The organism is Hymenobacter sp. M1-2 (assembly GCF_057808495.1).
Genome location: NZ_JBTYZO010000013.1, coordinates 1 through 25,739, shown reverse-complemented (window position 1 = coordinate 25,739; position 25,739 = coordinate 1). Strand labels below are relative to the sequence as shown.

Here is a 25,739-nt window from a genome sequence, read left to right as displayed (position 1 = left end):
AATAGGGATTAACTAAGCAAAAAACAAAGGCGGAACACGCCGCCAGCACGTTTGTTCCCGGTAGCAGACGAAACCGGCCGGCGTTTACTTTACCGGGCCGTAACAGCTTCTTCTTCCACGTACCGGATTTCGGCATCGCCCCACAGCTCTTCGAGGGCGTAAAACTGACGTCGGTCGCGCAGAAACACGTGCACTACCACGTCCACATAGTCGAGCAAAACCCATTCGCGGTTGGTGCGGCCCTCGGTTTGCCACGGGCTCTGGCCCGTGAGCTTATCCACTTCTTCCTCTACCGAGCGCGCAATAGCGTCGATTTGGGTATCTGAAGAAGCTGAGCAGACAACAAAATAGTCTGCTACAGCATTTTTAAGGTCTTTAAGATTGAGCACCACGATATCGACAGCCTTCTTTTCCTGCATGCCGCGTACTACTACATCTGCCAACTTGTCCGAATCCTGCCGAACCAGGGTACTTTTCATGGGGTATTGTTAGGTTTGAACGTCACAAAGTACGAAAATCAAGTGGAGGCTTTATCCCCCCAAACGTTGTTCACGGGCCGCCAAGTGATTTGGTTGCCAGAATGTGCTTCTACCAACAGTGAAGCACAACGCCTTGCTGGCGAAAACCGCGCCACCGACGGCTGCGTGGTCATTACCGACAAACAGACCGCCGGTCGGGGCCAACGCGGCAACCACTGGGAAGCCCAACCAGGCGAAAACCTGACGTTCTCCGTGGTGTGGCGGCCTAGCTTTCTGCCCGCGCAAAACCAATTTCTGCTTAGCCAAGCCGTGGCACTAGGTGTACACGATTGGGCCTCCACTCTACTTGGCTCCGACCAAGCCTTGCGCGTGAAATGGCCAAATGATATTTTCTACAAAGACCAAAAGCTGGGGGGAATTTTGATTGAAAACACGCTCATTGGCACAATGATTCAGAATAGTATAGTAGGAATAGGGATAAACGTGAATCAGCAAGAATTTGGCGTTTCTACTGCTACTTCTCTGGCTAGCCTCACGGGCCGCTCCTACATCTTGCCAGCCTTAGTTACTCGCCTGCTTGAAAGTTTGGAGCAGCGCTATTTGCAACTGCGCGCTGGTCGCCTTTCCGCCATTCGACACGATTATCTGCGTGTGCTCTACCGTTATCAAGAGTCTAACACCTACGAAGTGGATGGGCGCCGTGTAACGGGTGAGATTGTGGGGGTAGATGAAACTGGTCGGCTCGCCCTAGTTCTAGAGGGTCAGCTTCGGCACTTCGATCTGAAAGAAATACGCTACGTGCTCTGACGCATTTGCGCACATTCTTGGATTTGGCTTAAATTATTTTTCGTGGCACTAGCAACCTTTACGCTTAGCTGTTCGAGTAGAGAGTACATTCCGCTTTAAACCAAAAGCAACCTTTATGCTCTAACGGCTATCTGTAGCCTAGCAAAACGCTTCGAGCGATTAGGCACAGTGCTTGTTTTCAGTGGAATGTAACGCAACGTTTATGAAGAAGAAAAACATTGCGCGATTGTTGGAAAAACCCTATATTTGGAGCCCTCAGCTCATCCTGAGACCCGCAACCCCTAATGAATGTCATGAAAATTTCTACTCGCCTTTTTGTAGTTCTGGCCTTGCTGCTGGTTCAGTTTTCGGCCATAGCTGCTACCATTACGGTGGAAGTCGGTGACAATTTTTACCGTCCCGCTAACGTACAGATCCGCCCTGGTGACGAGATACGCTGGGTGAATGTAGGTACCGGAGTTCACCCAACGGTATCAGAATCTACCCCGGCAGCCTGGCAGACGTTTGTCATCAGTCCAAACAATACCACTAGGACCGTCACTTTCAACACGCTCGGCACCTATAATTACTATTGCTCGGCGCATGCGTCTGTCGGTGGCGGAGTACGGGAGGGCATGATTGGCACTATCACCGTTAACAATGCTCCTCTTGCTACTCTTGATTCTAAAGCGGCCACCATAGGCCTCAACATCTATCCCAATCCTAGCAAAGGCTTGGTGATGCTGACGCTGAACAAGAAAGCTGGTGCTGAAAACGGGTATAAGCTTCGTCTGAGCAACATTATTGGCCGCGAGGTGCGCACCTTCACGCTACGCCCCGAGGCCGCTACCACCGGAATGCCGCTTAACCTCTCGGATCTGCCCGCTGGCATGTACGTCTACAGCCTACTACTCAACGATAAGGTGGTAGCTACCAGACGGCTAGTTTTACAAAACTGACGCAATTCCTTTTGTTCCCTTGCTGAAAAAGCGGCCGACTGCTCGGACCGCTTTTTTTGTGCGCTCCATATAATCCTTGCTCTTTAGACCGTTAAATGGAGTGCGGCGCGGCCGGATTTATTATCTACTTTTGGCCTTTCTCCCAATTTCTGCATCAACTAACCCCCGTTGGGTAACAACGATGGGCGGGGACAAGCTCCGCTCCTACCTCAAGCACGCATGCGTTCTTATAAAAGCCTGAATAACCTAGTAGGTTGGGTGGTATTCGCCATCGCCACGCTCACCTATCTGCTCACGCTCGAACCGACTGCCTCGTTCTGGGATTGTGGTGAGTTCATCGCCTGCTCCTATAAGCTCTTAGTGCCGCACCCACCCGGAGCACCTACTTTCCTACTACTAGGCCGCATCTTCTCCCTGTTCTCGTTCGGCGATGTCACGAAAGTAGCCGTGCTGATTAATGCCTTATCGGCGCTAAGCAGCTCGTTTACAGTGCTATTTTTGTTCTGGTCCATCACTATGCTGGCCAAGAAGCTAGTGCTGCACCGCTTGGTGGCGGGGCACACGGTACCGGGCGCCCCGGAGCCAACTTTTGGCGAGACGCTGCTCATTTTAGGAGCTGGCGTAGTAGGTGCTCTGTCGTTTGCCTTCTCCGATTCGTTCTGGTTCAACGCCGTGGAAGGCGAAGTGTACGCCATGTCGTCGTTGTGTACGGCCGTGGTAGTTTGGATAATGCTGAAGTGGGAAAACCGTGCGCACGAAGCTGATTCCGACAAATGGCTGATTCTGATTGCCTACGTAGTGGGGCTGAGCATCGGGGTTCACTTGCTGAACCTGCTGGCGTTGCCGGCCTTGGCTTTCATTTACTACTACCGCCGCACCGACAACCCTACTACCCTTGGTGGCATCATCACGTTGGTGATAAGCCTCGTGATTGTGGGGCTGATTCTGGCGGGTATTATTCCTGGCCTGCCTTCGCTGGCGGGTGCCTTCGAGGTATTCTTCATTAATAGTGTGGGGCTGCCTTTCAACTCGGGCATCATCATCTTCCTGGTGCTTTTCTTTGGGTTGCTGTGGCTAGGTTTCCGCTACTCGTTTCAAAAGCAAAGCCGCTTGGTGAACACGGCCATGCTGAGCCTGGTGTTTATTTTGATTGGCTACTCCAGCTACCTCATCATTCCTATTCGTAGCGGCTACCACCCCACTATCAACGAAAACAACCCGGAAGATGTACTGAGCTTCGTGAGCTACCTCAAGCGCGAGCAGTACGGCGACCGGCCTCTGCTCTACGGCCCGCAATTCAACGCTCGGCCGCTTCGCTACGAAGACGGTGCCCCGCGCTACGTGCGTGAGGGTAACAAGTACGTGGTAGCTGAAAAGCGACAGAACGTCGTCTATGATGACGCGGACAAGATGTTGCTGCCGCGCATCTACAGTCCCCAGCCTGAGCACATCTACAACTACCAGAAATGGGTGGATATTCGGGAAGGCGTGAAACCGACCATGGGTCAAAACCTATCGTTTCTATTTCGCTACCAGATGGGCCACCAATTCTGGCGCTATTTCCTCTGGAACTACGTGGGCCGCGAGAGCGACATTCAGCAGTCGGGAGCCTTGTGGCCCTGGGATGCGGGTAAAACTGGTGTGCCGGAGCGCGTGGCCAATAGTGCAGCTCGTAACAACTTCTTTGCCATTCCTCTTATTCTGGGGCTGATTGGCTTGTTTTTCCATGCTCGCCGCGACTCACGCAATGCCTTCATTGTAGGGTTGCTGTTCGTGTTTACCGGTTTGGCGATTGTAGTGTACCTGAACCAGCCGCCCATTGAGCCACGTGAGCGGGACTATACTTTCACGGGCGCCACCTATGCCTTTGCCATCTGGATTGGGTTGAGTGTGTTAGGTTTGGCGGAGGTGCTGCGCGCAGTGCTCCGCGCCGATACAGTCCGGGCCGTAGCAGCCACTGCGCTAGGCCTGCTGGCACCGGCCATTCTAATTGGCCAGGGCTGGAACGACCACGACCGGTCGGACCGCTACAACTCGGTGGATTCCGCTAAGAACCTGCTGAATTCCTTGCAGCCAAACGCCATTTTGTTCACAAACGGTGATAATGACACCTTCCCGCTCTGGTACGCGCAGGAAGTGGAAGGAGTGCGGACCGATGTGCGCGTAGCCGTGCTCAGCTACCTTAACACCGACTGGTACATTCAACAGATGAAGCGCCGGGCCTACCTGTCGCAGCCACTGCCCATTTCCATGCCCGACGACCGGTACAAGCAAGGCACCAATGACTACTTGCCTTTCGCCGAAAATCCGGCCGTGAAAGAAGTAAACCTGAAGGAGTTCATTCAGTTGGTGAAGCAAAACAGCGAGTTGCTACAGGTGTCGTACGGCGAGAATCAGCCGGCCATGATGTCGTACCCCACTCGCAAGTTCTACCTCGATGTAGATACCTCGGCGGTGGAAAAGCTCGGCCTCGTGCCTACCGACCGGCGTAAGCAACTAGTGACTCGCATGGAATGGGACATGGGTAAGAGCGCCATCGAGAAGAAAAACTTGGTGATTCTGGACATGCTGGCTACCAACAACTGGCAGCGCCCCATCTACTTCTCTAGCACCGTAGCTGGCTCCGACTTCATGAATCTGCAACCCTACTTCCAGCTTGAGGGCATGGCCTACCGGGTGCTGCCCATGAAGGACCCAAACTACGAGCCGCGCAGCTCCGATGAAGGTTACGTGCAGGCTGACCTCATGTTTGACAACATGATGAAGAAATTTGCCTTCCGTAACCTCAACAAGCCGGGCGTTTTCTACGACGAAAACAACCTGCGCTTCCCCGCCAATTACCGCGACAAGTTCATACGCCTCGCCAATACGTATTTGGCTAACGGTGATAAATCCAAAGCTAAAGCCGTGCTGGACAAAGCTTTTGAGGCCATGCCCGATAGCTCTATTCCCTACGACTACTACTCGCCGCAGTTTGTGCCGGCGCTGGTAGCCGTGGGAGAAAAAGACCGGGCTAACGATATCATGGATAAGATGACAAGCCGTGCCCAGGTAGCCCTGGCCTATTACCAGACGCACAACCCGGCGCTATTCGACATGGAAAACCAAACGTACTTGCTAGGCGTGCAGAGCGTATACCGCGCCGCCGAACAAGTCGGGGATCAGCGCCGCGCCAGCAAGGCACTGGAGTTACTGCAACAGTACTTCCCGCGCCAATAACAGCTGTTTTGGGCCAACTTCATTAGCTGGCCTCGTGTTAGCCCCGTAAAAAAGCCAGCTTCTTATCAAGGCTGGCTTTTTTATTGCGGTCATGTCGGCGCAAGCCTCTTTTGCGTTTCGTAGCTACCCTCACTTTGCAGCCCGTGAACTCTCGACTACTGAATTCCCTCATACTTTTCTGGATAGCAGTTTTCGCCACAGTCTCAGCCGCGTTGGCCCAGCGGCGCGATTTCGCCGGCCAGTACCGCCCCGACCGGCGTTTACTCGTCGACACCCGCCGGGAAGCAGACAGTCTACGCATCTACCTACGGTTTCCCGATGGCAGCGTGTTACAGCAAAAGCAGCCGTTGCGCATAATGGCTTGGACAACGTATGATGCCAAGCGGCCGCTCTGGACTGACACGGTACGGCACTTAGCTCGCCGCATCCGGCGTGAGGGAACAGCAGCCCGAGTGGAATTTTGCCTCCCAATTTCTCGACTACAGGCGGGCACCGTGCTAAGCATGGACTGTGCGCCAGCCGCCGAAGCCGCTACTGGTGAGGCAGCTTGGTTACCCATCACAACGGCGCGACTGAATCGCCCCTTCCTGCTCACCGATAGTCTGGGGCTACCACTGCTGCGTCGCACAGTCCAAGCCGAGGAGGCTTTCTTCGTGGACCGTTACGGCCAGGACCAGGTGGTGAGCGTGAAGCGATATGCGGCGCCTTTTGTTGCAGCGCTGCCGCCTCATGCCGATCCTTATCGACAAGCCGCCGTCCCGGCCAAGCTTTCTGTCAGCGACTCCCTTTTTGCCCGCGCTGGTGTGCCTCTGGCCCTGCCGGAGCCGGGCTTGTACACGTTGCGGTTGGAAGGAGAGCCCAGCATCATAGGCCTGCTTGTTACGGGCAGCGAGTACCCCAACCTTACTACCGCCGACGAATTAATTCAGCCACTTATTTATCTGACTACTTCCGCCGAACGCAAGAAGCTCTACGAAGCGCCCAATCCTAAAAGAGCCGTGGATGAGTTCTGGCTGGCTGCCGCTGCGGGCCAACAAACGCTAGCCCGCCAGGCCATTCGAATGTATTATGGAAGGGCAGCGACGGCCAATGAGTTGTTTGCCGCTCACAAAGCCGGCTGGATGACGGACCGAGGCATGCTCTACGTAGTGCTAGGCCCGCCTGATGCTGTCTACCGCACGGCGCAGGAGGAACGGTGGGTATACCGGGGCCGCGATAATGGGGCCTCAACTACTTACACGTTCCGGCCCAAACCCAGTACCTTTGCCCCCGAACACTATGATTTGGTGCGCCGACCCGAATACGAACGTCTCTGGTATGCCGCCGTGGAGCAATGGAGAAAAGCAACGACGACAGCCGCCGGCCGCTAAAGCCGCGCCGCACCTTTTTTGATTCCGAAAACCGTCCGGTTCCTCGCACGCCACGCCGCGAAGGCGGCCGCGATAGTAGCCGCGACTTCAACAACGACGGCGACTCCCCCGCTGGCTACCGCCGCCCCGAAAGCCGAGAAGAGGGCCGGGAAGAACCTCGGAGAGACCAACGCTACGAGGGTTCCCGCGGTAATACGAGCCGCTCCTCCGACGATAAGCCCCGCTACCCTCACCGGCCCGCCGCCGACCGGAGCATCGATATGCTGTTTGGCTTGCGGCCCATTCTAGAAGCTCTGCACGGCGGACGCACGCTGGAGAAGATATTCTTGTTGCGCGGCACAAAAAACAGCCTGACCCAGGAAATCAATGACCTGGCTCGGGAACGGGGCATTCCGGTATCGTCGGTGCCAGTAGAGAAGCTGGATGGACTGACGCGCAAGAACCACCAGGGCGCTGTAGCCTTCGTATCGCCGATTGACTACATGCCCCTCGACAGTATTTTGGCGGGGCTCTACGAGGAAGGAAAAACGCCTTTCTTGCTGATTCTGGACCGGGTCACAGATGTGCGCAACTTCGGCGCTATTGCCCGCAATGCTGAATGCCTGGGTGTACACGCCATTGTGGTACCCGCCCGCGGTGCCGCCCAGATCAACGGTGACGCGCTGAAAACCTCGGCTGGGGCTCTGAATCTGATTCCCGTTTGCCGGGAGGCTAATCTGCGTGACAGCCTGCGCTTCTTACGCGAGTCAGGCGTGCAGATTGTAGCCTGTACCGAAAAATCGGACGCCAGCCTCGAAAGCGCCTCCGTTGATATGACTGGTCCGGTAGCCATTCTCATGGGCAGCGAAGAAGACGGCATCTCCCCCGAATACCTACAACTCGCCGACCACCGCCTCCGCATTCCCATGACGGGTCAGATTGGCTCCTTGAACGTATCGGTAGCCAGCGGCATTATGCTGTTTGAAGTATTACGTCAGCGGCTGGTATCAACGAAGAATTGAGAAGGAGGAATTAGCCGTTCAACGACTCATCTGATGGTATCGTTGAACGGTTAATTCCTCCTTCTCAATTCTTTATTCAATTATACCCGTGGCCTTTTTTGGCTTTTACATCCGCCACAAAGTCCTTCACTCGTTGCTCCTCTGTGCGTTTACAGATCAGGAGCACGTTATCGTATTCTGCTACAATGTAGCCTTCGAGCCCTTGCACCACCACGAGGCGTTCTGAAGGCGTCTTGATTACGCATTCGTGCGTGTCGTAGAGAATGGCGTCGCCATCTACCACGTTGCCGTTTTCATCACGGCGGCCCATACGATGCAGTGAGTCCCAGGTGCCCAGGTCGCTCCAGCCGAAATCGGCGGGGAGCACATACACGTTGTCGGCCTTTTCCATTATGCCATAGTCGATGCTAATGTTGCGGCAGCGGGAATACGCTTCAGAGATGAAGGCTTCTTCTTGGTCGGTGCCTAATTGCGCCTCGCCTTCGTCGAATACTTCTGAAATATCGCTTAAGTATTGGTGGAAGGCATGCAAAATCACGTCGGCCCGCCACACAAACAGGCCCGAGTTCCAAAGAAAGTCGCCACTTTCCAGAAACATGTTGGCCAGCTCTAAATTCGGCTTCTCCGTGAAGGTTTTAACCTTTTTCAGATCATTAGCCAACGTACCTCCCGCGTCATCCATGTATTGAATGTAGCCGTAGCCGGTATCGGGGCGAGAGGGCTGGATACCGAGCGTGATCAATACTTCGTGCGTGCGAGCCGCATCAACCGCCAATGAAATAACGCGCCGGAACTCTTCTTCGCGTAGCACAGCGTGGTCGGCGGGCGTTACTACTATCACCGCCTGAGGGTCGCGTTGCGCGATGCGGTAGCTGGCATATGCAATGCACGGCGCCGTATTACGGCCAATGGGCTCACCCAGAATTTGGTCGGCGGGCAGTTCCGGCAAGTGCTGCTGCACCAGTTCCCGGTAGTCGCGGTTCGTGACAACATATACGTTTTCGGGTGCGCAAATACCGGCAAACCGATCAACAGTAAGTTGCAGCATGGAACGGCCCACGCCTAACACATCATGAAACTGTTTGGGATGATTGGTACGGCTGAAGGGCCAGAAACGGCTGCCAATACCGCCCGCCATGACGACGAGATAGGTGTGTTGATTCATAAGTAGAGCCTGCCGCACCGTTGAAGTTGGAGCGCTGAAAGAAACAGGGACACAAATATCCGATTTTGTGGGGAACGAGCGGGGTAGGCTGAAGTCACTTCCTGCTGCAACGCTTTGATCTAGCATCGAACAACAGTTAGTCTTGCACGAAGCGCAATACAAGTTGATAGTATTACACCAATCCTTCCCGCAGCAAATCGTGTAAGTGAATGAAGCCACTGAATCGGCCTTCTTCCGTCACGATGAGCTGGGTGATGTTGCGCTGCTGCATGCGGGCCAGAGCTTCCACGGCAAAATCATCAACGTCCACGCTCACTGGGTTGGCCGTGAGAATGTCTTGGGCGCGGACGTCTTCCAACCGGCCCGCAAAATTGGCGAGCATACGGCGTAAATCCCCATCGGTGATGATGCCCTGGAGTTGACCGTGGGCATCAAGTACGGCGGTGGCTCCGAGGCGCTTACCAGAGATTTCTAGAATGATGTCCTTGAGTGGCGCATCGTCGAGAACTTGGGGCTGTTGGTTTTGGCGGCTCAAGTCTCCTACTTTCAGGTAGAGCTGCTTACCGAGCGTTCCGCCGGGATGCAGGCGGGCAAAATCCTGGCGCGTAAACTCCCGGCTTTCGAGCAGGCACACGGCCAGCGCGTCGCCGAGGGCTAAGGCGGCGGTGGTACTGGTGGTGGGAGCCAGGTTATGCGGGCAAGCTTCGCGGTCTACGGGGGCGTGGAGCACGTAGTCGGCTTGTTGCGCTAAGTAGGAATCGGCGTTGCTGACGAGGGCGGCCAGGGGCACTTGCTTACGCTTGAGCAGCGGCACCAGCACTTTTATTTCGGGTGTGTCGCCGCTCTTGCTGATGGCAATTACAAAATCTTCCGGCTGAATCATGCCTAAATCACCGTGAATGGCGTCGGCGGCGTGCATGAATAAAGCTGGTGTGCCCGTGGAGTTCAGCGTAGCTACAATTTTACCGGCAATGTGCGCACTTTTTCCAATGCCTGTTACCACCACCCGGCCGCGCAGAGCCAAAATGGCCTCCACACATTGTGCAAAATCAGGGGTTTGTTGAATGGCTTCCGCTACGCCAATGATAGCTTCGGCTTCATGCAAAAGGACTTTTTTTGCAATGGAATGAAGTTCTTTCTGCGGTTTCAATCTAAATTTGATTAGGTATTACGGGTGGAAGACGCTTACAAAACAAGTTTTGATCTTTTATCCGCTACCCATTACTCAATACTTCAAAAATCCCTAGATTGAGACAGACACCGCACCACGCGGAGAAAACTGTCTGAATTTTCCAACCGAGCAAGTGAGGATGTCGATGCCAGCTGTGAACACTGTAATCAGTGAAAAAACTGATTTGAAAGGCAAGTTAAAGGAAGTTTTTGGGTACGGGCAGTTCCGCGGAACGCAGGAGGCCATCATCCAAAACATCATTGAAGGCCATAACACCTTCGTTATCATGCCTACTGGCGCGGGCAAAAGCCTGTGCTATCAGTTGCCCGCCTTGGTATTGCCGGGCACAGCTATTGTCATCTCGCCGCTCATTGCCCTGATGAAAAATCAGGTGGATCAGCTCAACGCATTTGGCGTAAACGCGCAATTTCTGAATTCGACCTTGTCGAAATCGGAGATGAACCGGGTGAAGAAGGATGTGATTAGCGGCGAAGTGAAACTGCTGTACGTAGCGCCCGAAAGCCTGACGAAGGACGAAACCATCGACTTTCTGCAGAAAGCCACCATCAGCTTCGTCGCTATCGATGAGGCGCACTGTATTTCGGAGTGGGGCCATGACTTCCGGCCGGAGTATCGCCGCATTCGGGGTATCATCGACAACATTGGGCAGGTGCCCATTATTGCTCTCACGGCCACTGCCACGCCCAAGGTGCAGCTCGATATCCAGAAGAACCTGCAAATGGACGATGCGTCGGTGTTCAAGACCTCGTTCAACCGCACCAATCTGTACTACGAAGTCCGGCCCAAGCACAATACTAAAAAGCAGCTGATTCAGTACGTGAAGCAGCGAAAAGGTTTGGCGGGTATCGTGTATTGCCTGAGCCGCAAGAAGGTAGAGGAGATTGCCGAGTTGCTGCGCGTCAATGATGTGCGCGCCCTCCCCTACCACGCCGGCCTCGACCCGCACGTGCGCATGGCCAACCAGGACGCGTTTCTGAGTGAGGACTGCGACGTAATTGTGGCCACCATTGCTTTTGGCATGGGCATCGATAAGCCCGATGTGCGCTTCGTAATTCACTACGACACGCCCAAAAGCATCGAAGGCTACTACCAGGAAACCGGCCGCGGCGGCCGCGACGGCCTCGATGGCGACTGCCTGATGTTCTACAGCTACGACGACATTGTGAAGCTGGAGAAATTCAACAAGGACAAGCCCGTGACGGAGCGCGACAACTCCAAGCTGTTGCTCCAGGAAATGGCTAACTACGCCGATTCGGCCGTGTGCCGCCGCAAGCAACTGCTCCACTACTTCGGCGAAACGTACCCCAAAGACTGCGGCTTCTGCGACAACTGCAAGCACCCGAAAGAGCGTTTCGAGGCCAAGGATGAGGTGGCGATGGCGCTAAAAGCCGTGGTGCAAACCGACCAACGGTTCGGCCTCGACCACATTGGTACCGTGCTGATGGGCATGAACAACGCCCACGTAGAGAGCTACGGCCACAATGGCTTGCCTATATACGGGCAAGGCAAAGACCACGATGCGCAGTTCTGGCACTCGCTGTTGCGGCAGTGCCTGATTTTTGGTTTATTGGAGAAGGATATTGAAAGCTTCGGCGTTGTAAAAATCACCGACAAGGGTATGGACTTCATCGACAATCCCCATTCTATCAAGCTCACCAAAGACCACGACTACGAGGAGGAGGTGAAGGAAGAGCAGGAACAGGAAGAGGTGCAGCACGCCGCTGGCCACGACGAAACCCTGTTTCAGATGCTGAAGGACCTGCGGAAGAAGATGGCGAAGGAGAAAAACCTGCCGCCCTACGTGCTCTTCCAGGACCCTTCGCTCAAGGAAATGGCCACCACCTTCCCCGTGAAGATGGAGGACTTGGCGCACGTGGGCGGCGTAGGCCAAGGCAAGGCGCAGAAGTTTGGCGCGCCCTTCTTGGCCCTCATAAAGAAGTACGTAGAAGAAAACGATATCGAAACTGCTACCGATGTAGTGGTAAAGTCGGCTGTCAACAAGTCGAAAATCAAGATCTACATCATCCAGCAGATCGACAAGAAGATGGACCTGGAGGAAATTGCCTCTTCCAAGGGCATCGACATGCGGGAGCTGATGGAAGAAATCGAGCACATCTGCTACTCCGGCACCAAGCTCAACCTCGACTACTACATCGACGGCGTGCTGGACCAGGACCGCCAAGAAGAAATCTACGACTACTTCATGTCGGCCAACACAGACAATATCGCCGTGGCCCTCAAAGAGCTAGGCACCGACGACTACACCGAGGAAGACCTGCGCCTCATGCGCATCAAATTCCTAAGTGAAGTGGCCAACTGATCACGGATTAGCGCGGATTTTAGCGGATTACACGGATTTTGTGGACGGCTCCTGATGATTCGGGGGCCGTCTTTTTTGTTTTGCTGTTTGTTTGAGAGTGTGGTTTATTTACTTTATCACTGAAATTGAATACTACAATCATTTTCTTGGTGCTTCTATGCTGCTGGATAATCGACATAATGAGTTGACGAAGAAAGTTATTGGCTGTGCGATGCGTGTGCATCAAGAGCTGGGCAGCGGATTTCCAGAATTGATTTACCAGCGCGGAATGGCGGTGGAGCTACAGCAGGAAGGCGTTGCTTTTCAGGGCGAAGTGCATCTACCCGTGTTTTATAAAAGCACCAACATTGGGTCCAGACGAGCCGATTTTTTGGTGGAGAACGATGTCTTGGTGGAGTTGAAAGCAATTCAGGAGCTAACCGATGCACATTGCGCGCAAGTAATAAACTACCTAAAAGCATATCGGCTCGAAGTGGCCTTGCTCATTAATTTTGGTGAAGCCAGCCTAAAATTCCGGCGCTTCCTCCACAATCCTGTACATCTAGATTAACGCCACGAGCATACACAGGAACAGAAATCACCGATTTCAAACAAGAGGCAAAAAAGAAGACGGCCCCCGAATCATCAGGAGCCGTTCACAAAATCCGTGTAATCCGCTAAAATCCGCGCTAATCCGTGATCAGCAGTACTCCTGGAAGGCGCCTTGCAGGTTGTTGACGATGCGCATGAGGTCATTGCCTTCAATGTGGTAGCGCTCGATCATATGCACCAATTCGCCGTCTTTGAACAGTGCGATGCTCGGGCTGCTGGGCGGATACGGCAGCAGGTGCTCCCGTACTTTGGCCACGGCTTCGGTTTCCATGCCAGCGAATACCGTTACGAGCTTCGCAGGCTTTTTGTCGGAGCTGGAAATGGCCATTTTCAGAGCGGGGCGGGCTTTGGCGGCAGCGCAGCCGCAGACCGAGTTTACGGCTACCAGCACGGTGCCTTTTTGCTCAGCGAGAGCAGCATCTACTTCTTCGGGGGTCATCAGTTGCTCGAAGCCAACCTCAACGAGGTCCTGGCGAATGGGAGCAACCATGTATTCGGGGTACGTAGCCATAGGTAAAAGCTAGGCGTGAGAGTGAGAAATGACGGACTGTAGTGTGCCGCCACCGCAAAAATACGCAATAAGTGGTGTGGTTCTGCAGTCGGCGTATTCAACCCGTTTGCGCCTCCCTAAGTTTTACAAGCGGCGCTTTTTTACGACTTACTTTCTCACTTCCAACACACTTCCAATGGCCCTTGAAGCCACAGTGTCAATCAGTCACTAGGCGCTCATAATTCAGCTGCAGTTCAAATCTGGTCTGTAAGTGAACACGTACACGGACGGCGACACACTCTCGCTCCTACTCTTTGCTAACCATTCGCATGACTTACGCTGACTTCTCCGCCTCGCTCACCCAACACACGCCGCCCGCTGGCCTCTCGCCGCTGCTACTCGCTCTCTGGCACGCCGGCCGTGACGAATGGTCCCTCGCGCACGATATTGCCCAGCAGCACGAAGACGACCCGCTCCACAACTGGCTCCACGCCCTGCTCCACCGCCAAGAAGGCGATGCTGGCAATGCCGCCTACTGGTATCAGCGAGCAGGGCGCCCGGTTTTTCATGGTTCCATCCGTACGGAATGGCAGGAGCTGACCCAGACCCAGCTGACCAGTTAGACTGCCCTAGTAAGGCTACTAATTCACCTTGCCATAATTCTACCATACAACAAAATATGCGTTGATTTTCCGCCGTTTGCGCAATTAAAATTACATTTATCCGGCCGAATCAAACTCAACGGAATCTATGCGCAAACCGATACTTTTAACTGCTGCTGCTAGTCTGCTGGCTTTGGCTGCTCAAGCCCAGGTGGATAGCGTACGGGCTTCCACGCTACCGCCCGCTCAGCAAGCCGAAAAGCTATACAATAGCGGGGTAGCCAAATTCAACCAGAAGAGTTACCGTGCTGCGCTACAGGACTTTGACAAAGCTCTGGTAACCAAGCCGGATTTTGCCAAAGCCTTTTATAATCGCGCCGCAGTGCGCTACGAACTCAAAGAATACCAGCCGGCCGTCGAGGATTACGACGCGGCTATCAAACTCGAACCGACCGGTACCCATTACTTCGGACGCGGGCAAGCCAAAGAGGCGTTGAAGCAGCCCGCCGAAGCGGAACAGGACTACACTAAAGCCGTAGAAGCCAGCCCAAACTACGCGCCGGCCTGGTATTACCGGGGTGCCTTGCGCTTCGAAAAAGGCGACTACAAAGCGGCCAAGGCTGATTTTGACCAAGCCACCAAAGCCGACCCCAACTACGCCTACGCCTGGCACGACCGGGCCAGCGCGGAGCGGCAGCTCAAGGAATATCCGGCCGCCATCCAGGATTATACCAAAGCGCTGAGCTTACAGCCCGACCTATTGCCGGCCCTGCTGAACCGTGCCAGCACCAAGCGCCGCGCCGGCGACTTGAAAGGAGCCCAGGCTGATTATTCGGAGTACATCCAGAAAAAGCCCGACAACCCCACGGCGTATACCAACCGCGGCGCCGCCCGCTACGATGCGGCGAATTACAAGGGTGCGGCTGAAGACTTTGGAAAAGCTGTGGAATTGGACGCCACCTACGCCTTCGCGTGGAACAACCGCGCCGCGGCCTACCTCAAACTAGAAGACTACAAAAAGGCCGAAGCCGACGCAAGCCGTGCCATTGCCCTCAACCCACAGTACGCCGAAGCTTACCTCAACCGCGGCCACGCCCGCGAAATGCTGCGCAACACCGATGGGGCGTGCCAAGACTGGCGCAAGGCGGCCGAGCTGGGTCTGGAAATTGGGAATAACTACGCCGCCAATTCCGGCTGCGGCGACGCAGAATAGCGGCCTGTTGCACGCGCCCGTGCCGTGGAGCGACACACGCAAGGTGTTCTTCTGCATCTAATTTCTATGCTGGGCGCGTGCTGTGCGTCCCCTCATCCTTCAAACCCAACGGGCACGTGCGACGCGCCCCCACCATATGCACAAATATCTACTTGCTTTCCTGTTGCTTTCCGCTACTGCGCAGGCTCAAAACGTTGAGTTCAGCAAAGAGCAATTCGGCGATAATAAGGATGGGCTAAAGGCGGCAATCAAAGAAATTAAGACCGGCGATGAGTGGTACGAAATGGATCCGCCGCGCTACGAGCAAGCCCTGCCCCACTACCTCGAAGCGCAAAAGCTGAACGCCGAAAACGCCCGTCTCAACCTCCGGATTGGAGATTGTTACCTGCATTCCGGGTTCAAGCCGCGAGCCTTGGCCTACTTGCAGAAAGCCTATAAGCTCAACTCAGGTGTCGATACGCGCATTCATTATCTGCTGGGGCGCGGGCTGCACCTCAACGGTAAGTGGCAGGAAGCCATAGCCGAGTACAAACAGGCCACGCCCGCTACCGGCACTAAGAATACGGCGGGTTTCACGCAGGACATCCAGAAGAAAATCCAGGAGTGCGAAAACGGCCGCAAGCTGGCCGCCAAGCCCATCCGCGTGTTCGTTGATAACGCGGGGCCAGGCATCAACTCTCCCTACCCCGACTACGGACCGGTGATTTCGGCCGACGAATCGGTGATTCTGTTTACCTCGCGCCGCCAGGGTTCCACGGGTGGGGAGAAAGACCCAGAATCGGGTGGTTTCTTCGAAGACGTGTTCCAAAGCACCCGCCAAGGCGACACCTGGGGAGCTGCCACCAACTTAGGGGAAACCGTAAATACCGCCGGCCACGACGCCACCGTGGGCCTTGCCCCAGATGCTCAGCGTATGCTGGTGTACGTGGAAGACAATGGCGGTGACCTCAACGAAAGCAACCTGCGCGGCGCCGTGTGGGCCAAACCCAAACAACTCGGCAACCGCATCAACACCAAGGCCCACGAATCGTCGGCGGCTTACACGCCGGATGGGCGGAGCCTGTTTTTCGTGAGCGACAAGCCCGGTGGCCTGGGCAGCCGCGACATTTACAAGATCGAGATAGAAGGCCGAGGGCCAGCCGTGAACTTGGGCGCTCCTATCAACACTCCCTACGGCGAAGAAGGCGTGTTTCTGCATCCCGATGGCAAAACGATGTATTTCTCCTCGGAAGGCCACAATTCGATGGGCGGCTACGACATCTTCAAGTCGACGTTCGAAAACGGTAAATGGAGCACGCCTGAAAACCTCGGTTGGCCCATCAATACGCCCGACGACGACGTGTTCTTCGTGATTTCAGCTTCCGGGCGGCACGGGTACTATTCCTCCTTCCGCGATGATGGTTTGGGCTCGAAAGATATCTACCAAATCACGTTCTTAGGCGAAGAAAAGCCGCCGGTGCTCAGCCAAGAAGATCAGTTGCTGGCCTCGCGCGCCCAGCCCGTGAAGGAAACGCAGCTGGCCCCGCCAGTGCCCGTTGCCACGGCCCAGGTTACCATCCTGAAAGGCACCGTGACGGACGCTGGCACCAAGCAGCCACTCGAAGCTACTATTGACGTAATTGATAACTCGCGCAACGAAAACATTGCTTCCTTTCAGGCCAATGCCCAGTCGGGGCGCTACTTGGTGAGTTTGCCTTCCGGCGTTAACTACGGCATTGTAGTGCGGAAAGAAGGCTACCTATTCCACTCCGAAAACTTTGACCTGCCAGCTGGCGCCGCCTATTCGGAAGTGGTGAAAGACGTGCAGCTCAAGAAGCTCGATGTGGGCGTGAAGGTGGTACTCAACAACATCTTCTTCGACTTCGACAAAGCCACGCTACGGAAGGAGAGCACCGGCGAACTGCAACGCCTGCAAAAACTGCTGACCGAAACGCCCGCCCTGCGCCTCGAAATCTCGGGCCACACCGACAACGTGGGCAACAACGCCTACAACAAAGACCTCTCGCAACGCCGCGCCAAAGCCGTAGTAGACTACCTCGTGCAAAAAGGCGTGACGAAGGACCGTCTCACTTTCGCGGGCTACGGCGATACGCAGCCGGTAGCTACCAACTCCACCAAGGCCGGCCGCCAACAGAACCGCCGCACCGAGTTTAAAGTGACTGGCAAGTAGTTTAAAGGGGCAAGCAAAGCAATTTCTGCAACCGGGAGGTCTCTGCAAACAAGGCCTGGAACCGGGGTTTTATGCAACAAGCTGACCGGGGCACGAACTGTAGTTCTTGTCCCGGTTTTGCGTAATGGCTGAGCTTACGGTTCAGCTACATTCGAGAATACAACCCGGGCTTTGCGCAACGCCATGTGAACCAGTAGCGAGACCGGTTCGGCGAGAAAGAGCACCCGTTCCCCGATTATTGCCGGACAAAGGATAACTAGAAACCTACCTTGCCGGACATCCTGGTTCTGTTGCTCTGCCCCCGACTATCGCCTGTGCTTCGCGCTTTTTCTACGCTGTTTCGTTGTCTGTTCCTGCTGTTTCTGCTGCTTAGTCAGCAAAGCCAGGCTCAGACATTACCAGCGCGGCAGTTTCTGAAGCAGTTTGGGCCAGCAGACGGTTTAGTAACGCCTTTCATTTATGCTCTAGCACAAGACCAACAGGGCTATTTGTGGATCGGTACAGCGGAGGGTTTGGTTAGATACGATGGTGCGGATTTTATCACGTTCACCACCAAAGACGGACTAGCCGAAGATTTCGTAACGGACCTGCAACTCGAAGATTCCACCGGCCGCCTGCTGATAGGCCACTATCAAGGTGGCCGCTCCCGGCAGTACGGAACCAAATTTCAGCAACTGGCAACTACTGCCATTCATGGCCTGCCTGTTCCCGATACCGCTGCCACGGCTTGGCAGCAGCGCCTCGCCACCCAGTTGCCCTCAGGAACCCAGGTGAGCTGTTTGCTACGGGATACCGAAGGTAACCGCTGGCTAGGAACCTCGGGGCAGGGCTTATGGCGGCTCACCGATGAGCAGTTCACTCTCTTTTCGAGTCCTCTTCGCCCTACGGCTCTGGGCCGGACCAGCCAAACGTTGGAGTTCGGAACGCAGCAGGGCCTATATCTTGTGCGGCCTGGCGCCGCTGGCTTACAGCTACTAACCAAAACTCCAGGTTTTCAACAGGAAGTATCAGCGCTGCTGACTACCGACGCCAGTATACTGCTCGGCACTACGGGCCACGGAGTGTGGCGATACAACCGAAGTAACTCTACCAAAAACACCCCTAGACTCGGTCCTACAAGTAACCCTACGCGTCTTGCACAAATTCCGAGCGAGTTGAGCATCACGGCTCTGGCCTCCGATGCTCAGGGTGGGCTTTGGCTAGGTACCGTTGGTGAAGGAGCCTGGCACATAATGGCAAGTGGCGCAGTGGAGCAATTTACTACTGCTAATGGCTTGCTTCACAACGATATTTACACGCTGCTGGTTGATCGGGCTGGACGAGTGTGGTTCGGTACGCACGGTACGGGATTGGCAGTACGGGAACCCGACGGGCGGTTTCAAATTCATCGGCTATTGCCAGGTGGCGAAGACATTGCCGCCCTGCATGAGGACGCCACGGGCCGCATTTGGGTGGGCACAGAAGGCGACGGAGTATACTGCTTCGAGCACGGCCAATTTCGCCAATACACCAGACAGCAAGGCCTGCCCAACAATTACTGCTACGGCTTTGCCGCCCTACCCGGCAACGACCTGTTACTTGTGCACCGCAACGGCCTGAGCCGCTTCAACACCCGCACCCACACCTTCCAAGTCCTGACCTCCGCCGAGAACCCGCTGGTACGGGATCTGCTACCAAATGCCGCGCAAACGGATATGGCTGGCCTTGTCTGGGTAGCTAGTCGGGCTGGGCTCATACGATTTTCCACCGCGCACTTGCCGTCTTCTACACTGCCTCGCCTCACGGTTCCGGCGGTAGATATAGACGAAGAGCGGCGCTTGGGTTTCGATTTTGCAGCCACTAGCCTCGGGGAGCTTACGGCCAAACGGCATCGGGTAGGATTTCGTTTTCGAGCGGCTAGCTTGGCGCCCGCGGGAACGTGGCAGTATCAACACCGCCTGCGCGGCTACGTGGAAGAGTGGAGCCTACCTGCCACCGAAAATGAGGTGCAGTACCCCCGCCTCGATGCCGGACGCTACGTATTTGAAGTACGCTCCCGCCGCGGCGAACAAGGCGCCTGGAGCACTCCCACTACGGTTTCCTTCAGCATTGCTACCCCTTTTTGGCGGACGTGGTGGTTTGGTGTTCTGAGTGTGTTGGCGGTAGCAGCGAGTATCTGGGCTTTCATGCGGGGCCGGGAGGCTATCTTGCGGCAGCAGAAGTTGCAGTTGGAAACCACCGTGCGCAAGCGCACTCGGCAACTGCAGCGCCAAAAAGCCCACATTGAAGAGATGAATGCCGAGCTAACGGTAGCCCGCGACGCTGCCGAAGCTTCGCGACGGGCAAAAGCGCAATTTCTGGCTAACATGAGCCATGAAATCCGCACGCCCATGAATGCCGTTATTGGTCTCACGCACCTATTGCGCCAAACGCCCGTGACCCACGAGCAAAAGGAGTACCTAGAAGCCGTGCAATCGTCGTCGCAGAACCTGTTGGTCATTCTCAATGATATTCTGGATTCCTCGAAAATCGAGGCTGGCAAGCTCACCCTCGAACACACGCCGTTTCATCTGCCTGATCTGCTTCGGCGTGTAGCTAGCATGTTCCGCTTCGCTACGGAAAGCAAGCACCTCTACTTCCATCTCGATTTAGCTCCCGACGTGCCCATTGCCGTCCTCGGCGACCCGGTGCGGCTCAATCAAGTTCTTGTCAACCTTGTTGGCAACGCCGTAAAATTCACTGCTACCGGCGGCATCACGGTACGGGTAGCTGTTACTAACAGCGAAAATCCTGATCAACCGGTAGTACGTTTCGCAGTGCAAGACACGGGCATCGGTATTCCGGCAGCTAAGCTGGACACCATTTTTGAGGATTTTTCGCAAGCCAACGCCAGCACAACCCGGCAATTTGGCGGTACTGGCTTGGGCTTAAGCATTGCTCGTAACTTGGTGGAATTGCATGGCGGCCAATTGTGGGTGGAGAGTGCGGAAGATGCTGGCTCCGTGTTCTCCTTCGACATTGCCTATCCTGTTGCCGACCCCACTACGGTGCCCGACGAAGCCAGCTTGGCCGTCGGTTGCTTCGAACCTGCGTTGCGCGTGCTGGTTGCCGAAGACAATGAATTAAACCAATTAGTGGCGCGCAAGACCCTAGAAGCCTGGAACGTGCACGTCACCATAGCCCCCAACGGCCGACTAGCCGTACAAGCCGCCGAGACCGGGGAGTACGACGCCGTACTGATGGACGTGCAAATGCCCGAGATGGACGGCTACGAAGCTTCACGCCAGCTGCGGGCCCGTTTCCCCGACGCCCAGCAGTTTCCCATCATTGGTCTCACCGCTTCGGCTCTGCCCGAAGACCGCATCCTAGCGCTAGCGGCCGGTATGAATGATACCCTGGCTAAACCTTTTGATCCGGCTGTGCTTTTTAGCCGCTTGGCCCACTACACTGGCCGGGCTACACTGCCCCCGCCTACCGCAGCCAAATTACTCAACACGAAAGCCACCTCCTCGCACAGCCCACTCGACCTGACACTGTTAGAGGAGTTGGCCAGCGGCAACGAAGCCTTTGTTAAGCAGGCCATTTCCACTTTTCTAACGCAGGCCCCAGCCCTTCAGCAGCAGCTTGCTGATTCCTTTTCAGCGGCCGACACGGATACGCTGGCTCGTACGGCGCATAAGTTGAAAGGCCAAGTTGCCTACTTCGGTGTCGATACGCTACATGTCGCCCTCGATACCTTGGAACAACAGGCGCGGCAAGCTACCGAAACGGCTCCTCTGGCTATCATTCTCGACCAAATAGAAGAACAATTAGACGCGCTGTACGCGCCGTTGCGGGAGCGGGCCCAAAAAAATTAAGCAAAGTCAAGACGATTGTATTTTTTTCGGGGGATAGTTTACCTTTGAACGTATGCCCCACTCTACTCCTCTCCGCTGTCTGATAGTCGACGACGATCCTTTTTCTATACAGGTTGTCGAAAACTGTATCCTTAGTACGCCCTTCCTAACAGTTGTTGGCAGTTGCGAAAGCGCCGTACAAGCGGCTGAAGTGCTCCGCGGCCAAGCTGTTGATGTATTATTTCTGGACGTGGAAATGCCGTTGATGTCCGGCATTGATTTGCTACGCACCCTCCAGAATCCGCCGCTAGTCGTCCTCATTACCAGCAGCAAGCACTATGCCGTCGAAGCTTTTGAGCACGATGTAGTCGACTATTTGGTAAAGCCTATTAGCTACGGACGTTTTCTGAAAGCTGCTCAGCGCGCACTAGAACTTTTTGAAGCTCGCCCCGCTGCCGAGCCAGCCTCCACTGCCATCTCTGCCCCCGCCGACACGTCCGACTTCACTTTCGTGAAAGTTGACACTAAGCTTGTCAAGGTTATTTTCGACGATGTACGCTACGTTGAAGCCCTCGGCGACTACGTGCATATCGTGACGGGGCAAAGCAAACTCATCGTGTACAGCACTATGAAAGCGGTGGAGGAGAAGTTTCCATCAACCATGTTTGTGCGGGTTCACCGCTCATTCATCGTCAACCTCAAGCGTATACAAGCCATAGAAGACAATACCATTCTAATCGATGGCAAGCACATCTCTATTGGTCAGACTTACATGCGTGAGGTATTTCAGCGGCTCAATAAATTCTAACAATGTACGCTGTTAGCACCCGTTTTCGCTGGGAGAGGTCCATTAGGTGTCTTTCCTGCGTTGCGGTGCTACTTGGGCTGCTGATTTTGTTGCCGTTGCGTGCTGCATACGCTCAGCGGGCTGGCGATACGTTGAGCGTAACCTGCCCGCAACCACGCGCAGCGGAACTCTGTGTGGACCTTGATGCCAGGGCATCCGTGGATTCCGCGGCCGGTCCACTCACGTTTCGTTGGCAAATGGGTGACGGCACCACCCTAACCGGCCTTGCTGTTACTCATTGCTACGCTGCCCGCCGCCTTTACACCGTGCAGTTGGATGTAATAGACGAGAAAACCGGCGAAGTACGCGCGGCCGAAAAGCTTATTCCTGTTGATTTCACTAAAGAAGTAGTACTCAACTTCACCGCTACTCCTGCCGCGGTTCGGGTGGGCCAACGTGTCGTTTTCGACGCGGTAGACTCGCAGTTGCCTGCCTGTGAGAACGTAGTCGTCCTCTGGGATTTTCGGGATGGGGCCGTTTCCAACGGACGCCGTGTAGAGCACATTTTTCGGCGGCCCGGCAAATATTCCGTGCGTATGGCCCTCCGCGCCAACGGCCCTGGTTCTTGCCCCGACAGCCATTGTGTTAGCCAGCTTGTGACCGTACTAGCAGCCCCGTAGATGAAGATATTAGGTAACTGGTTCATTAAGTGCATCTAGCGTACCATGTATCACTAGAGGACATAATTGTCTGTTTTATCTGAGTTAGTTTCAAAATATATAGCTCGTATGTATTAATCATATAAATAATTGCTTTAATTGCGCTCGCATTCCATCAAATCTTCTCCTGAGCTATGATGAAAACACTACTTGTTGTGCTTGTTGCTAGCAGCCTTGCCTCGTTCTCGGCCTCCGCCCAACAAGCTCCTGACCGGCTGCGGGCAGAGGCTATGGAAGCCACGCGAGCCTTAGCTAGCCGCATTTCCCTCGACGATGCTCGCTCCATACAGGTTCGCCGCCTCACCTACGAGCGGTTGGTACAGGAGAGCCAGATCAAGACCATGTACGGTGATGACCCGGCGATGCGCCAAACCAAGCTGCGTACTGTGGAAGAAGAATACGCCGAGAAGCTCAAAGGGGTCTTAACAGAGGCTCAGTTTCAGCGGTATTTGGCTACAGCTCCCAAGCCAGCCGAAGCCACCCAGACACAAATCAGCCTTTCCGATAATAAAGCGATTGTCGAGCCTGCGAAAAACGCTGAGCATTAGCGACAACACAACATGTTGGCCTCTACACCAGTTGCCTATCCTCTAAGGCTTTCTGTAGAGCTGTGTCTTGCAAAATCTCCATTGTGATTTGCCAGAGATGCTCGTAGGGCACAATCTCAATTTCGGAGAATGCCTCACCGGGCGGAGGCGCAGCTTGCAACTGCAACAGCAGCGGTGCAGCTCGCTGCTTACTTAGCGCGGGGTCGAAGTTTGCTTTGACCGTGAGAGCCAACATCTTGAAAAATAGCTGGCTACGAAGTGCACCTGCCTCCCGCAAATGGCGCTGCTGGTACTTGCGCAGCCCTTCTAATCGTACGAGCAATCCTTCTATATCCCGCTTCTTTAAGTAGTGCATAAATTGGAGAATAAGTACAGCTATATTATAGCCCTGTTTATCGCGGCTATGCGTCGGCACCGTTTGAATAAACATGTTGAAGCTGCGTACCCGCAGTGGTGAAGATTCCGGTCGGATAAACTGTAAGTACATTTCGTACAAGTCCCAACGCTCCCGCGCCGCATCACGCTGCTTAGTGAAATAAACGCTTTTTCGCGCTGTATGCAACAGTTCTTGAGCTTGGCTATATTGGCCTGCATGCAGAGCTAGCAGCATATATATTTCCAAAAAATATAGCCAATTGTTGGAAGCATAATGAAAGTCTTTGGCGTACTCTTCTGCTAGCTTTAGACCTTTCTCAGCCTGCCGGCTACGCAAGTGTGCGTACACACTCATGTAATTGTTCAGTAGCTTATCGAAACGTTTACGGTTGATTTTTTCCTGTTCCCATTTCTTTGCGGTAGTTGCCGTAAGACGAATTATTTTTTCGTAATTCCCAACTAGTTCCTCCACCATAAGTTGCGTCCGGTAGAGGAAAACGAAAGTGTTGAATGTTTTTGCTACTTTATGCAAGTCTTCTAACTGTTTGACTTGAACGTCAATTTTTCCTAGAATGGTCTGTCGCGACCGTACTGTGTAAGCTAGCATCGACTTCAACTCCCAAAATATTTTGGCAGCTTCTTCCTCAAGCAATAGACGCTGTTGACTGATTTTCAGTTTTTTATTGATATTCCGAAATTTGCCAGGTTGTTGCATATCTGCATATATGATTCGCAACAGTTGACCACACATCACCTCATATTGGGTGAACTCCATTGTTTCGGCCAGTCTTAATGTTTTGCGAGCGAGGCGTTCAGCACTATAATATTCTCCTTCGCCAAATAACGTGCTGACTTGATAATACATGCTCAGACACTGCTGTTCATAACGACGCGATAAGGCGTGACGTGGATCTGATTCATCAAGAAAGAATAAATGGTTCAGTAACTTTTGCTGAACCCGTGACTTCAACTTACGAAAAGCTGTTTTACTATTATCATCTATCTTGCCATATAACGATCTGATTACCTGCTGCTGAGATTTCGCTTGCTCTTCTACTAGCAATTGAATCAAACCCATCTCTTTGTTAGTGCTGTTTTTAGCATTAAAGTCCAAGAGAGGCAGAACCTTCTGCCGACGGTCTGTCACAATTCGTGCTAGATTGTTCAGTTCTTCCATTGTAAAATACGTTCAGACGGTTTTAAAGAGCTTATCAAGGGCTAGAAACCTCAATTGATCGATTGTCACAAATCAAGTACTTTTTTCCTTTACAACTGCCTCCTTATGCATTCACCTTTGTACTAGGTGAGATGGAAAGTTTTTGAGGACCCGATGTCACATTTCAGTCATTTATCTTCCGTTAAGCGATAAAGATCAAGGGTGGTCTTAGTCGACTTCGATAAAAGTGTTTGTTTTTAAAGAAAAAGTTAAATATAAAAGCTGCAATATACAAATCACTTTTAGACTCTACCTTTCCTTTACGAGCGTACGGTTATAGCCCACCTTTGTGTCAGTCAATCACTTGAAACACACAAACTCTACTGTCATGTTGGAACTCATCGCCCTCGCCCTTTTTCAAATCGCTACCCTCACAACTGAGTCCACTCTTTTAGATCATGGCCAAAGCGGTTGGGGTGGCATCACCACCGAAGAGCATGGTCAAAGTGGCTGGGGTGGCATCACCGCAGCAGATCACGGTCAAAGCGGTTGGGGTGGCATCACCACCGAAGAGCATGGCCAAAGTGGTTGGGGTGGCATCACCGCAGCAGATCACGGTCAAAGCGGTTGGGGTGGCGTTACCACAGAAGAACATGGCAACAGCGGCTGGGGTGGCATCACCGCAGTAGAGCACGGCAGCAGCGGCTGGGGTGGCGTAGCAGCTAGCTAACCCAAGTTGCGAGGTAGTAGGCCTAGGTCAAAAAAGTCTGTTCCGCATGTAA

The 25,739-nt window shown here is 54.1% G+C and carries 20 protein-coding genes; 15 read left to right on the top strand and 5 right to left on the bottom strand.

The annotated features are described in order from the left end of the window. Window positions 1–89: 89 nt before the first annotated feature. Window positions 90–479, bottom strand: a complete 390-nt coding sequence (rsfS, locus tag ACYSMN_RS13660) for a ribosome silencing factor (protein ID WP_488924452.1) — start codon at window positions 477–479, stop codon at window positions 90–92. Window positions 480–494: 15 nt separating this feature from the next. On the opposite strand from rsfS, the gene ACYSMN_RS13655 reads away from it, so the two are divergent. From ACYSMN_RS13655 to rlmB, 5 genes are all read left to right on the top strand, one after another. Beyond that, the gene (locus ACYSMN_RS13655) at window positions 495–1,286 is read left to right on the top strand and encodes a biotin--[acetyl-CoA-carboxylase] ligase (RefSeq protein ID WP_488924451.1); all 792 of its coding nucleotides are present in this window, start codon (window positions 495–497) and stop codon (window positions 1,284–1,286) included. 293 nt (window positions 1,287–1,579) lie between these two features. Continuing rightward, on the top strand, window positions 1,580–2,224 hold the full coding sequence (locus ACYSMN_RS13650; protein WP_488924450.1) for a T9SS type A sorting domain-containing protein: 645 nt from the start codon (window positions 1,580–1,582) through the stop codon (window positions 2,222–2,224). A 219-nt stretch (window positions 2,225–2,443) separates the two neighbouring features. Beyond that, window positions 2,444–5,443 carry a glycosyltransferase family 117 protein gene (locus ACYSMN_RS13645; protein WP_488924449.1) on the top strand — a complete coding sequence of 1,000 codons (3,000 nt, stop codon included), beginning with the start codon at window positions 2,444–2,446 and terminating at the stop codon, window positions 5,441–5,443. Between the two features lie 143 nt (window positions 5,444–5,586). Continuing rightward, window positions 5,587–6,813 (top strand): GWxTD domain-containing protein, encoded by a 1,227-nt coding sequence (locus ACYSMN_RS13640; RefSeq protein ID WP_488924448.1) that lies wholly within the window; start codon window positions 5,587–5,589, stop codon window positions 6,811–6,813. Next, window positions 6,777–7,814 carry a 23S rRNA (guanosine(2251)-2'-O)-methyltransferase RlmB gene (rlmB, locus tag ACYSMN_RS13635; protein ID WP_488924447.1) on the top strand — a complete coding sequence of 346 codons (1,038 nt, stop codon included), beginning with the start codon at window positions 6,777–6,779 and terminating at the stop codon, window positions 7,812–7,814. The genes ACYSMN_RS13640 and rlmB overlap by 37 nt, the downstream gene beginning before the upstream one ends. Window positions 7,815–7,890: 76 nt before the next feature. On the opposite strand, the gene ACYSMN_RS13630 is transcribed toward rlmB, so the two are convergent. Together ACYSMN_RS13630 and ACYSMN_RS13625 are read right to left on the bottom strand one after the other, a co-directional pair. Then, window positions 7,891–8,979, bottom strand: coding sequence for a mannose-1-phosphate guanylyltransferase (locus ACYSMN_RS13630; protein ID WP_488924446.1), 1,089 nt, complete (start codon window positions 8,977–8,979; stop codon window positions 7,891–7,893). 172 nt (window positions 8,980–9,151) lie between these two features. Further along, a complete protein-coding gene (locus ACYSMN_RS13625) occupies window positions 9,152–10,129 on the bottom strand; it encodes a KpsF/GutQ family sugar-phosphate isomerase (protein ID WP_488924445.1) in 978 nt (325 codons plus the stop codon). Between the two features lie 166 nt (window positions 10,130–10,295). Between ACYSMN_RS13625 and recQ the strand changes: the two genes are divergently transcribed. Beyond that, window positions 10,296–12,491 (top strand): DNA helicase RecQ, encoded by a 2,196-nt coding sequence (gene recQ / locus ACYSMN_RS13620; protein WP_488924598.1) that lies wholly within the window; start codon window positions 10,296–10,298, stop codon window positions 12,489–12,491. A gap of 97 nt (window positions 12,492–12,588) precedes the next feature. Continuing rightward, on the top strand, window positions 12,589–13,041 hold the full coding sequence (locus ACYSMN_RS13615) for a GxxExxY protein (protein WP_488924444.1): 453 nt from the start codon (window positions 12,589–12,591) through the stop codon (window positions 13,039–13,041). A gap of 129 nt (window positions 13,042–13,170) precedes the next feature. Here ACYSMN_RS13615 and ACYSMN_RS13610 read toward each other — a convergent pair whose 3' ends face one another. After that, window positions 13,171–13,593 carry a BrxA/BrxB family bacilliredoxin gene (locus tag ACYSMN_RS13610; protein ID WP_488924443.1) on the bottom strand — a complete coding sequence of 141 codons (423 nt, stop codon included), beginning with the start codon at window positions 13,591–13,593 and terminating at the stop codon, window positions 13,171–13,173. 308 nt (window positions 13,594–13,901) lie between these two features. Between ACYSMN_RS13610 and ACYSMN_RS13605 the strand changes: the two genes are divergently transcribed. The 7 genes from ACYSMN_RS13605 (at window position 13,902) to ACYSMN_RS13575 (ending at window position 23,426) form a co-directional block, all read left to right on the top strand. Beyond that, window positions 13,902–14,195 carry a hypothetical protein gene (locus ACYSMN_RS13605; RefSeq protein WP_488924442.1) on the top strand — a complete coding sequence of 98 codons (294 nt, stop codon included), beginning with the start codon at window positions 13,902–13,904 and terminating at the stop codon, window positions 14,193–14,195. A 127-nt stretch (window positions 14,196–14,322) separates the two neighbouring features. Next, on the top strand, window positions 14,323–15,387 hold the full coding sequence (locus ACYSMN_RS13600; protein WP_488924441.1) for a tetratricopeptide repeat protein: 1,065 nt from the start codon (window positions 14,323–14,325) through the stop codon (window positions 15,385–15,387). Window positions 15,388–15,523: 136 nt separating this feature from the next. After that, window positions 15,524–17,557 (top strand): OmpA family protein, encoded by a 2,034-nt coding sequence (locus ACYSMN_RS13595; protein WP_488924440.1) that lies wholly within the window; start codon window positions 15,524–15,526, stop codon window positions 17,555–17,557. A gap of 314 nt (window positions 17,558–17,871) precedes the next feature. Then, window positions 17,872–21,393, top strand: a complete 3,522-nt coding sequence (locus tag ACYSMN_RS13590) for a hybrid sensor histidine kinase/response regulator (RefSeq protein ID WP_488924439.1) — start codon at window positions 17,872–17,874, stop codon at window positions 21,391–21,393. Between the two features lie 52 nt (window positions 21,394–21,445). Beyond that, entirely contained in the window at window positions 21,446–22,180 is a 735-nt protein-coding gene (locus ACYSMN_RS13585) for a LytR/AlgR family response regulator transcription factor (RefSeq protein ID WP_488924438.1), read from the top strand. Between the two features lie 2 nt (window positions 22,181–22,182). Further along, a complete protein-coding gene (locus ACYSMN_RS13580; RefSeq protein WP_488924437.1) occupies window positions 22,183–22,839 on the top strand; it encodes a PKD domain-containing protein in 657 nt (218 codons plus the stop codon). A 173-nt stretch (window positions 22,840–23,012) separates the two neighbouring features. Further along, window positions 23,013–23,426 carry a hypothetical protein gene (locus tag ACYSMN_RS13575; protein ID WP_488924436.1) on the top strand — a complete coding sequence of 138 codons (414 nt, stop codon included), beginning with the start codon at window positions 23,013–23,015 and terminating at the stop codon, window positions 23,424–23,426. Between the two features lie 22 nt (window positions 23,427–23,448). Here ACYSMN_RS13575 and ACYSMN_RS13570 read toward each other — a convergent pair whose 3' ends face one another. After that, window positions 23,449–24,978 (bottom strand): hypothetical protein, encoded by a 1,530-nt coding sequence (locus ACYSMN_RS13570; RefSeq protein WP_488924435.1) that lies wholly within the window; start codon window positions 24,976–24,978, stop codon window positions 23,449–23,451. 367 nt (window positions 24,979–25,345) lie between these two features. Between ACYSMN_RS13570 and ACYSMN_RS13565 the strand changes: the two genes are divergently transcribed. Continuing rightward, a complete protein-coding gene (locus tag ACYSMN_RS13565) occupies window positions 25,346–25,687 on the top strand; it encodes a hypothetical protein (protein ID WP_488924434.1) in 342 nt (113 codons plus the stop codon). The last annotated feature ends 52 nt before the right edge of the window (window positions 25,688–25,739 follow it).

Bases quoted from the DNA above. Each gene is read 5' to 3' on its own strand.
- ACYSMN_RS13650 (WP_488924450.1), top strand. From the start codon at position 1,580: ATGAAAATTTCTACTCGCCTTTTTGTAGTTCTGGCCTTGCTGCTGGTT.
- ACYSMN_RS13595 (WP_488924440.1), top strand. From the start codon at position 15,524: ATGCACAAATATCTACTTGCTTTCCTGTTGCTTTCCGCTACTGCGCAG.
- ACYSMN_RS13570 (WP_488924435.1), bottom strand. From the start codon at position 24,978: ATGGAAGAACTGAACAATCTAGCACGAATTGTGACAGACCGTCGGCAG.
- ACYSMN_RS13600 (WP_488924441.1), top strand. From the start codon at position 14,323: ATGCGCAAACCGATACTTTTAACTGCTGCTGCTAGTCTGCTGGCTTTG.
- rsfS (WP_488924452.1), bottom strand. From the start codon at position 479: ATGAAAAGTACCCTGGTTCGGCAGGATTCGGACAAGTTGGCAGATGTA.
- ACYSMN_RS13575 (WP_488924436.1), top strand. From the start codon at position 23,013: ATGATGAAAACACTACTTGTTGTGCTTGTTGCTAGCAGCCTTGCCTCG.
- ACYSMN_RS13565 (WP_488924434.1), top strand. From the start codon at position 25,346: ATGTTGGAACTCATCGCCCTCGCCCTTTTTCAAATCGCTACCCTCACA.
- ACYSMN_RS13645 (WP_488924449.1), top strand. From the start codon at position 2,444: ATGCGTTCTTATAAAAGCCTGAATAACCTAGTAGGTTGGGTGGTATTC.
- recQ (WP_488924598.1), top strand. From the start codon at position 10,296: ATGCCAGCTGTGAACACTGTAATCAGTGAAAAAACTGATTTGAAAGGC.
- ACYSMN_RS13605 (WP_488924442.1), top strand. From the start codon at position 13,902: ATGACTTACGCTGACTTCTCCGCCTCGCTCACCCAACACACGCCGCCC.
- ACYSMN_RS13630 (WP_488924446.1), bottom strand. From the start codon at position 8,979: ATGAATCAACACACCTATCTCGTCGTCATGGCGGGCGGTATTGGCAGC.
- rlmB (WP_488924447.1), top strand. From the start codon at position 6,777: ATGGAGAAAAGCAACGACGACAGCCGCCGGCCGCTAAAGCCGCGCCGC.
- ACYSMN_RS13585 (WP_488924438.1), top strand. From the start codon at position 21,446: ATGCCCCACTCTACTCCTCTCCGCTGTCTGATAGTCGACGACGATCCT.
- ACYSMN_RS13610 (WP_488924443.1), bottom strand. From the start codon at position 13,593: ATGGCTACGTACCCCGAATACATGGTTGCTCCCATTCGCCAGGACCTC.
- ACYSMN_RS13580 (WP_488924437.1), top strand. From the start codon at position 22,183: ATGTACGCTGTTAGCACCCGTTTTCGCTGGGAGAGGTCCATTAGGTGT.